Genomic DNA, 7,708 nt, shown 5'->3' on the forward strand with positions numbered 1-7,708 from the left:
CCAACTGCTGTGGGGTCGATTCAGTCTAGATCATCTCGTAGTGGCGATCACCCTGCCGAAGCTCTTCTTCCGCGGGACGCCCGTCGGCGGGCTCCCTTGCTGTTGGGCGCCATTGATACAGTGTGCACAGGAATTTAGCGAAATGCCCAAAAGCCGACTAGAGTCTTTACGTCTGGTCCCATGTTCAACAAACCAATCGCCGACGACAGCAAGTAACGAAGACGCCGCGTTCACCAACGGCAACCATGCTAATACCGCTGATCGCCAACATTGTCCGCTTCTCCACCCGGCGCCCCTGGGCGGTCATCGTCGCTGCCCTGCTGCTCACGCTTGCCAGCGGCATCTACGCCGCGCGACATTTCGCCATCAACACCGATATCAGTCGCCTGCTTGACTCGAGCGAACCCTGGGCGCAGCGCGATGCTGCAATCAGCGCGGCCTTCCCGCAGCGGGATCAGCTGATCCTGGCCGTGGTGCAAGCTCCGGCGACCGAGCTTGCGGGCGCCGCGGCAGACGAGCTGGCCGCGGCGTTACGCTGGCAGCCGGCACGATTCCGCTCGGTAAGCCAGCCAGGCGGCGGTGAATTCTTCGAGCGAAACGGCCTGCTCTTCCTGTCCAGGGACGAACTGAAGGACATGACCAGCCGGCTCGTACAAGCGCGCCCGCTGCTCAACGTTCTGGCACGCGACCCGACGCTGCGCGGTCTTGCCGACACGCTATCGACCATGATGGTGCTGCCGCTGCAGATCGGACAAGTCAAGCTGGAGGATATGGCGGGCCTGCTGGACAGCAGCGCTGCGACGGTCGAGCAGGTGCTGGCGGGCAAGCGGGCCGCGCTGTCGTGGACCACGCTGGCAGGCATGGCACAGCAGGGTCCGAAAGGCCAGGCCTCCAGCTTTGTGTCCGCCAGTCCGATACTGGACTATAGCGACCTGGAGGCCGGCGCCAAGGCTTCCGAGGCCATCCGTGCGGCCGCGCTGCAGTTGCGGCTGCAGGAGCGCTACAGCGCGACGGTAAGGCTGACTGGCCCGCAGCCGCTGGCCGACGACGAGTTCGCCTCGGTCAAGGACGGCGCCCTGATGAACGGGGTGCTAACCGTGCTGGTGGTGATCCTGATTCTCTGGCTGGCACTGCGCTCGCCCCGGCTGATCGTGGCAGTCCTGGTGAATGTGTTCGCCGGCCTGGTCATCACCGCGGCGTTCGGCCTCTTCCTGGTGGGTTCGCTCAACATGCTATCCATTGCCTTCGCCGTGCTGTTCATTGGGCTTGGCGTGGACTTCAGCATTCAGTTCGGTGTGCGCTATCGCGCCAGACGGTATCGTTACGATGATTTGCAGCTTGCGCTGTCACGCGCTTCGCAAAGCGTGGGCATGCCATTGGCACTCGCCGCCGCCGCGACAGCCGCCGCCTTCTTCTGCTTCGTGCCTACCGATTACCGCGGCGTGGCGGAGCTGGGGAAAATCGCCGGATCCGGCATGATCATTGCTTTTGCCAGTACGATCACCCTGCTGCCTGCACTGATCACCGTGCTGCGCCCCCCCGGCGAGCCCACCATTCCCGGCTTTGCCTGGTTGGCGCCCGCCGATACCTTCTTCGACCGTCATCGCAAGCCGGTGCTGCTGATTACCTGCGCGGTCATCCTGATGGGCACCCCGCTGCTGCCACACCTGCGCTTTGACTTCAACCCGCTGCACCTGAAAGACCCGCATTCAGAGTCGATGTCCACCCTGCTGTCGCTCAAGGACGTGTCCCAGGTCAGCACGGACGATGTCAGCGTGCTTGCGCCCTCGCTGGCTGCCGCGCAGGCTATCGCTGCAAAGCTGGAGGCATTGCCGGAAGTGGCGCGCGTGGTCACGCTGCAGCGCTTCATACCAGACGATCAGCCCGCCAAGCTAAAGCTCATCTCCGATGCCGCATCCAGCCTGACCCCGGTACTGACCCAACCCACAGGCAGCCCTGCGAGCGACGTGTTGCGCGTCAATTCACTGAAAACCCTTGCCCGCCTGTTGGTGCTTGCGTCCGAAGACCATCCCGGCCCGGGCGCGGCAGAGAGTGCCCGCTTGGCCAAGGCCCTGCGCCAGCTCGCCGCCGCCGATGCCGCCGCCCGCGATCGCGCGGATCTGGCGCTGGCCCTGCCGCTGCGCTTGGCGCTGGCTGGCCTGCAGCGCGCCTTGCAAGCCCGGCCAATCGATCGGCAAACGCTGCCGCACGACCTGGAGCGCGACTGGATCACGCCGGATGGCCGTGCCCTGGTCACGATCAGTCCACGCCTGCCGTCCGCGGACAGTCCCAAACGCGCGGCAGCGCTGGATCATTTCATCGACACCATTCTGCGCGTCGAACCAACGGCGGCAGGCGGCCCGATTTCGATACGGGGCTCGGCCGACACCATTCTCAGTGCTTTCGCCCAGGCCGGCGCCTGGGCTTTGGTTTCGATAACGCTGCTGCTTTGGATCACCCTGCGCCGCTTCAGCGATGTGCTGCTCACGCTGGTGCCGCTGCTCGTTTCCGCCACGGTCGCCCTGGAACTGTGCGTCCTGTTCGGCATCTCGCTGAATTTTGCCAATATCATTGCGTTGCCTTTGTTGCTCGGTATCGGCGTGGCTTTCAAGATCTATTATGTGATAGCGTGGCGCGCCGGCAAAACGCACCTGCTGCAGTCAAACCTGACGCTTGCCGTCCTGTTGAGCGCGGCCACCACCGCCACCGCCTTCGGCAGCCTGTGGCTGTCGCACCATAACGGCACCGCCAGCATGGGAAAACTGCTGACACTGTCCCTGATGTGCACCCTGGTCGGCGCCGTGTTCTTCCAGCCCATCCTGATGGGAAGGCCGCGCAGGGCGCGCTCCGGCCGCAGGAGCGCCCAGGCGATACCGAAATAGGCGCGCAGGCACTACGCAAGCCCTACCCGCACCGGGAGCGATATGCTGCGACAACGCGTGCCGATATCCGCACGTGGCGCCTGAGCGCCGGGTTACCGCTATCTGGTGCCGGCAAAACGGTGGGCGTAAGATCGTCGCCGATCCAGATCGCGCTGAACAGCAAAGAGCCGCCATGCCGAAGCCCCAGATCCTGACCTATATCGACGCCGGCACTTCCGACGGGACCTCGCGCCTGATGCGGATGATCGGGCAGCAACTGCTGCCCGGCGCGTATGAGATCCGTGCGGTCATGGCCGACGACATCCGGCGTGACGCGGCGCTCTTCGATGACGCCGTCATGTTTGTCATGCCGGGTGGCGCCGACCTGCCCTATTGCGCGGCATTGAACGGTGCACCCAACGCGCGCATCCGGCACTTCGTCGAGAAGGGCGGCGTCTACCTGGGCATATGCGCGGGCGCGTACTATGCCTGCAGGGAACTGGCCTTCCATGCAGGCACCGAGGGCGCAATCTGCGGCACACGCGAACTGAGCTTCGTGGATGCGGTCGCGATTGGCTCCTTGCCCGAGCTCACAGGGGGCGTTGCCTATGACGGAACGCCGCGAAGCACCGCGGCAGCGGAAATCCGCACGACCCATCACCTGACCGCCAACCCGATGACGATCTACGCGCACTACCACGGCGGCTGCCGCTTCGATTTCGGCGACGCAACAAACCCCGCGGCGCAAATCCTGGCCGTGTACACGGGCATCGAGGGCGCCCCGCCCGCCATCGTGAGCGAAAGCGTGGGCAAGGGCTGCGCGATCCTGACGGGCGTCCACCTGGAAATCTCGGAGCGCGAATGCAAGGACGCGCTGCGCGGGCACAGCGACATGGCCGCGCACGCGCACGTTTGCCGCAAGCTGGCACGCACCGGAGAGGTCCGGCTGGCGGTCTTCCGCCATTTGCTTGCTCACGCGGGACTCATGCTGGCCTGAGCCTCCAAGGCGTCTTCAGGGCGTCCTTCAGGGCGTCCAGTACCAAACGGCGGCATTGGTGAGAAAGGTGTCCCACATTGCGTGCGGCCTGCCCGGATCGTCTTCTTCGTAGAGGCGGGCCAGCTGCCACTGGGCCTCGATCCGCTCTCTCGATGGATCGCCAAAACCATCCTGGACCCCCTGGGCCAGGTAGCGGCCGGTAAAGCTTGTCAGCGAAGCGTGCTGCTCCGTTTGATTTTTCCAGAGCACCGTGAACCCGATCAGCGCGCCATCCGTCATGCCGTGCGCGTCGAACCAGGCATTGGGATCGGGCATCCCGACCTTGGTCTGGTAGCGGCCGGTGAAACTGGCCCCTGGCCCGATGGAGAGAATCTCAAGGCCGCCGCCGTTCCGGCTGAGCCATCGTCCAACGCGGATTGTCATGGTGTCTCCTTGCAGGACACCGCAAAGGTGTCGGATCGGTAAGCCAGGCCACGGCATCTTGTCTTGTCCTTGTTCGCCAATCGAAGTGAAAGACAAGGCCCTTAGGCCGGCGAGATCTAGTCTAGGCTAGCCGGAAAGCAGGGACAACCTCAATGCGGATCGCACCCAGGCGCGCACCGGCAGTGCAAACGCCGGACCAGCCCGCGCAAAAGAATCACCTGCCACCCCGGCTTATGACAGAATATATGCCCCCGAATCACACCGGAAATGACGTTGCGGACCGGACGTCGATGCACCCTTGAGTCAAATTTCTGGCACCGTTCCCATCTCGCTGGTCAACGGCTTCCTGTCTGGCGCCGATCCCGCCGCCATCGAGCGGCTGGCGGAGTGCTCCGGCATCCCCCACGGCTTGCTGCGCCGTCCGGGCTCCCGCGTGACCGAGGAGCAGTTCTCCACGCTCTACCGCCTGCTCGCGACCGAGCTCGACGACGAGATGCCGGGCATCTTCAGCCGCCCCCTGCGCAACGGCACGCTGAAGTACTTGTGCCTGAGCCTGCTCGACGCCCCGCGGCTGGAAGTCGCGCTGCATCGGTTCGGCCAGTTCTTCCATCTGGTCCTGGATGATTTCAGGCTGGAATCGGGCCGCGACGGCGAAGGCGGCTGGGTTGCCATGGTGGCGGATCCCGCCGGTCCCGGTGTGACCGAACTGGGCCGCGAGCTCGTTATGAAGCTGGTGCACGGCATTGCCTCATGGCTGGTGGCGAAGCGGATCCCGTTGATCGCGGCGGAGTTCGATTTTGCGCGGCCCATGCACGCATCGGACTACCTCTACCTCTTTCCGGGACCGGTACAGTTCGGCAGCAGGCAGACCCGCATGCGCTTCGAAGCGGCCTATCTCGATATGCCCGTGCGGCAACGCAAGGCCGACCTGCAGCGGTTCCTTGCGCGCGCTCCGGAAGACTGGATCTTCGTCTCCTTTGCCGATCCGCTGGTGTGCCACCGGGTCCGGCAATTTCTTGCCGATTGCCTTCCCGCCATGCCGACGCTCGAGGTGGTTGCCCAGGACCTGCATTACTCCGTGCGCACGCTTTGCCGCCGCCTTGCCGATGAAGGCACCACGTTCCAGGCGATCAAGGACGATGTCCGGCGCGATATCGCGATCCAGCGGCTCACGCGCTCGCCCGATGCCATCGCGGCGATCGCGTATGACGTCGGCTTCGACAATCCGACCGCATTCCACCGCGCGTTCCGGCACTGGACTGGCAGCACGCCCAAGGCGTATCGCGGCATGGCCTGAGCGCTGCTGCCACGCTGCCACTATGCGGCGGCGCCGCTGTAGTGGGTGCCAAAGCGCTGCCTGAGCACCAGCTTATGCAGCTTGCCCGTTGCGGTCAGCGGCAGTTCCGGCACGAATACCACATCGTCCGGGATCCACCATTTGGCGACCTTGCCTTCAAAGAACGCAAGCAGTTGTTGCGCATCCAGCGTGCTGCCGGCGCGTCTTACCGCGACCAGCAAAGGCCGTTCGTCCCACTTCGGGTGGGCACAGGCGATGCATGCCGCCAGTTCGACTTCCGGATGCGCGACCGCGATGCCTTCCAGCTCGATCGAGGAAATCCACTCACCGCCGGACTTGATCACATCCTTGCTGCGATCCGTGATCTGCATATAGCCATCGGCGTCGATCGTGGCGACATCGCCGGTGGCGAACCAGCCGTCCTTCTCCAGGCAGGTTTCCTCCATGCCGAAGTAGCGCTCGACGACCCAATGGCCGCGCACCAGCAAGTCGCCCGCGGACTGCCCGTCCCATGGCAGCTCGGCGCCGCCTGCGTCGACGATCTTCATTTCGACGCCTGGCACTACCCGGCCCTGCTTGGCCTCGATCCGCGCGCGCTCCTCCCCGGTTTTCTGCGCGAAGCCCTGCGAGGGCGAGAACACGGTACCCACCGGCGACAACTCGGTCATCCCCCAGGCATGAACCGACTTGATGCCCAGTTCGCCCAGTGCCTTCGCCAGTTGCGGCGGGCATGCCGCCCCGCCCACGATGACGCGCTCCAGGCGAGTGCAGCGCTGGCCTGTACGGCGCATATGATCGGCCAGGCCGAGCCAGATCGTCGGCACGCCGGCCGACACCGTCACGCCTTCCTGCTCGAACAACGCCGTCAGGGACGCGCCGTCGAGCGCCGGTCCCGGCAGCACCAGTTTCGCCCCCACCAGCGCCGCCGAGAACGGCAGGCCCCAGGCATTGACGTGGAACATCGGCACGACGGGCACCACGGCATCCGACGCGCGCAGGCAAAGCGCATCCGGGAGCGCCGAGGCATAGGCCATCAGGCAAAGCGAGCGGTGCGAATACAGGACGCCCTTCGGGTTGCCGGTGGTGCCCGACGTATAGCAGAGCACCGCCGCCAGTTGCTCATCCAGACGGGGCCAGTCGAAGTGACCGGGCTGGCCGCCGATCAGGGCCTCGTAGCTCTCCAGCGGCAGCGCCGCTGCCGGCGGCAGGGCCGCGCTGTCGCACAGCATGACCCACGCCTCCACATGCGGACATTGCGGTGCAATCTGCTCGACCAGGCCAAGGAAGGAGGCATCGAAGCAGACCACGCGGTCGCTGGCATGGTTGATGATGTAGGCGATCTGCTCGGGGAACAGGCGGGGGTTGATGGTATGACAAACTGCGCCAATACCTGTCACGCCATAGTACAGCTCCATATGGCGATAGCCGTTCCATGCCAGCGTGCCCACGCGGTCCCCGGCCACGATGCCGCGGCCCGTGAGCGCATTGGCCAGCTGCATGGCGCGGACGTGGCAGTCCGCGTAGGTATAGCGGTGAATGTCGCCTTCGACGCGGCGGGACACGATCTCCGCCTTGCCGGCATGCCGCGCCGCTTGCTCCAGCACCGACGACAACTGCAAGGGCGCGTACATCATCTGACCGAACAGGTCCATTTTCTTGTCTCCTGACAGGCTGTCTATCGTGATGCCGGATGCAATCAGCGGTCGTGGCGACACCGGCTGCGAGCCATTCTAGAGGCGGTCGCCCCCTCCGGCACTGACAGGAATGGCCGAACTAGTGACAGATCCGGCCAATCGGATTGCGGCATGCGGCAAGCGCTCAGGGCGACGCAAAGCGGCAGGTTTTGTCAATGAATGGGCAGGTTTGGTCATTACCGCGAAGCGCGGCGGGAGTTAGGATCAGGTATCCGGAGCATGCGGTGCCGGCATCCGGCCCGACGCACCTCGCTTTGCGCAGCCATCCCAAACCTGGAGTCCCCAAAATGACCTACCGTGCCCCGCTCAAGGACATGCTGTTCGTGATGAACGAACTGGCCGGCCTTGAGGCCGTCAGCCAGTTGCCCGGCTTCGAGGACGCCACGCCGGAGACGGCGCAGGCGGTGCTCGACGAGGCCGCCAAGTTCAACGAACA

Annotated in this window: 6 protein-coding genes; 4 read left to right on the forward strand and 2 right to left on the reverse strand. The window is 64.8% G+C overall.

The window, feature by feature from the left end:
- The first annotated feature begins 245 nt into the window (after positions 1 to 245).
- Together hpnN and AC1DQ3_RS33285 are read left to right on the forward strand one after the other, a co-directional pair.
- Positions 246 to 2,882: a hopanoid transporter HpnN gene (gene hpnN / locus AC1DQ3_RS33280; protein ID WP_477124367.1), complete on the forward strand. Its 2,637-nt coding sequence runs from the start codon at positions 246 to 248 to the stop codon at positions 2,880 to 2,882.
- A gap of 172 nt (positions 2,883 to 3,054) precedes the next feature.
- Complete coding sequence (locus AC1DQ3_RS33285; RefSeq protein WP_477124368.1) at positions 3,055 to 3,858, forward strand: BPL-N domain-containing protein; 804 nt, start codon at positions 3,055 to 3,057, stop codon at positions 3,856 to 3,858.
- A gap of 27 nt (positions 3,859 to 3,885) precedes the next feature.
- On the opposite strand, the gene AC1DQ3_RS33290 is transcribed toward AC1DQ3_RS33285, so the two are convergent.
- The gene (locus AC1DQ3_RS33290; RefSeq protein WP_477124369.1) at positions 3,886 to 4,281 is read right to left on the reverse strand and encodes an avidin/streptavidin family protein; all 396 of its coding nucleotides are present in this window, start codon (positions 4,279 to 4,281) and stop codon (positions 3,886 to 3,888) included.
- A gap of 298 nt (positions 4,282 to 4,579) precedes the next feature.
- Between AC1DQ3_RS33290 and AC1DQ3_RS33295 the strand changes: the two genes are divergently transcribed.
- A complete protein-coding gene (locus tag AC1DQ3_RS33295; RefSeq protein WP_477124370.1) occupies positions 4,580 to 5,578 on the forward strand; it encodes an AraC family transcriptional regulator in 999 nt (332 codons plus the stop codon).
- A 20-nt stretch (positions 5,579 to 5,598) separates the two neighbouring features.
- On the opposite strand, the gene AC1DQ3_RS33300 is transcribed toward AC1DQ3_RS33295, so the two are convergent.
- Positions 5,599 to 7,230: a 3-(methylthio)propionyl-CoA ligase gene (locus AC1DQ3_RS33300; protein ID WP_477124371.1), complete on the reverse strand. Its 1,632-nt coding sequence runs from the start codon at positions 7,228 to 7,230 to the stop codon at positions 5,599 to 5,601.
- 329 nt (positions 7,231 to 7,559) lie between these two features.
- Between AC1DQ3_RS33300 and AC1DQ3_RS33305 the strand changes: the two genes are divergently transcribed.
- On the forward strand, positions 7,560 to 7,708 hold a 149-nt coding region (locus AC1DQ3_RS33305), incomplete at its 3' end, for an acyl-CoA dehydrogenase N-terminal domain-containing protein (protein ID WP_477124373.1).

It is taken from the genome of Cupriavidus sp. 01T418, assembly GCF_056398885.1.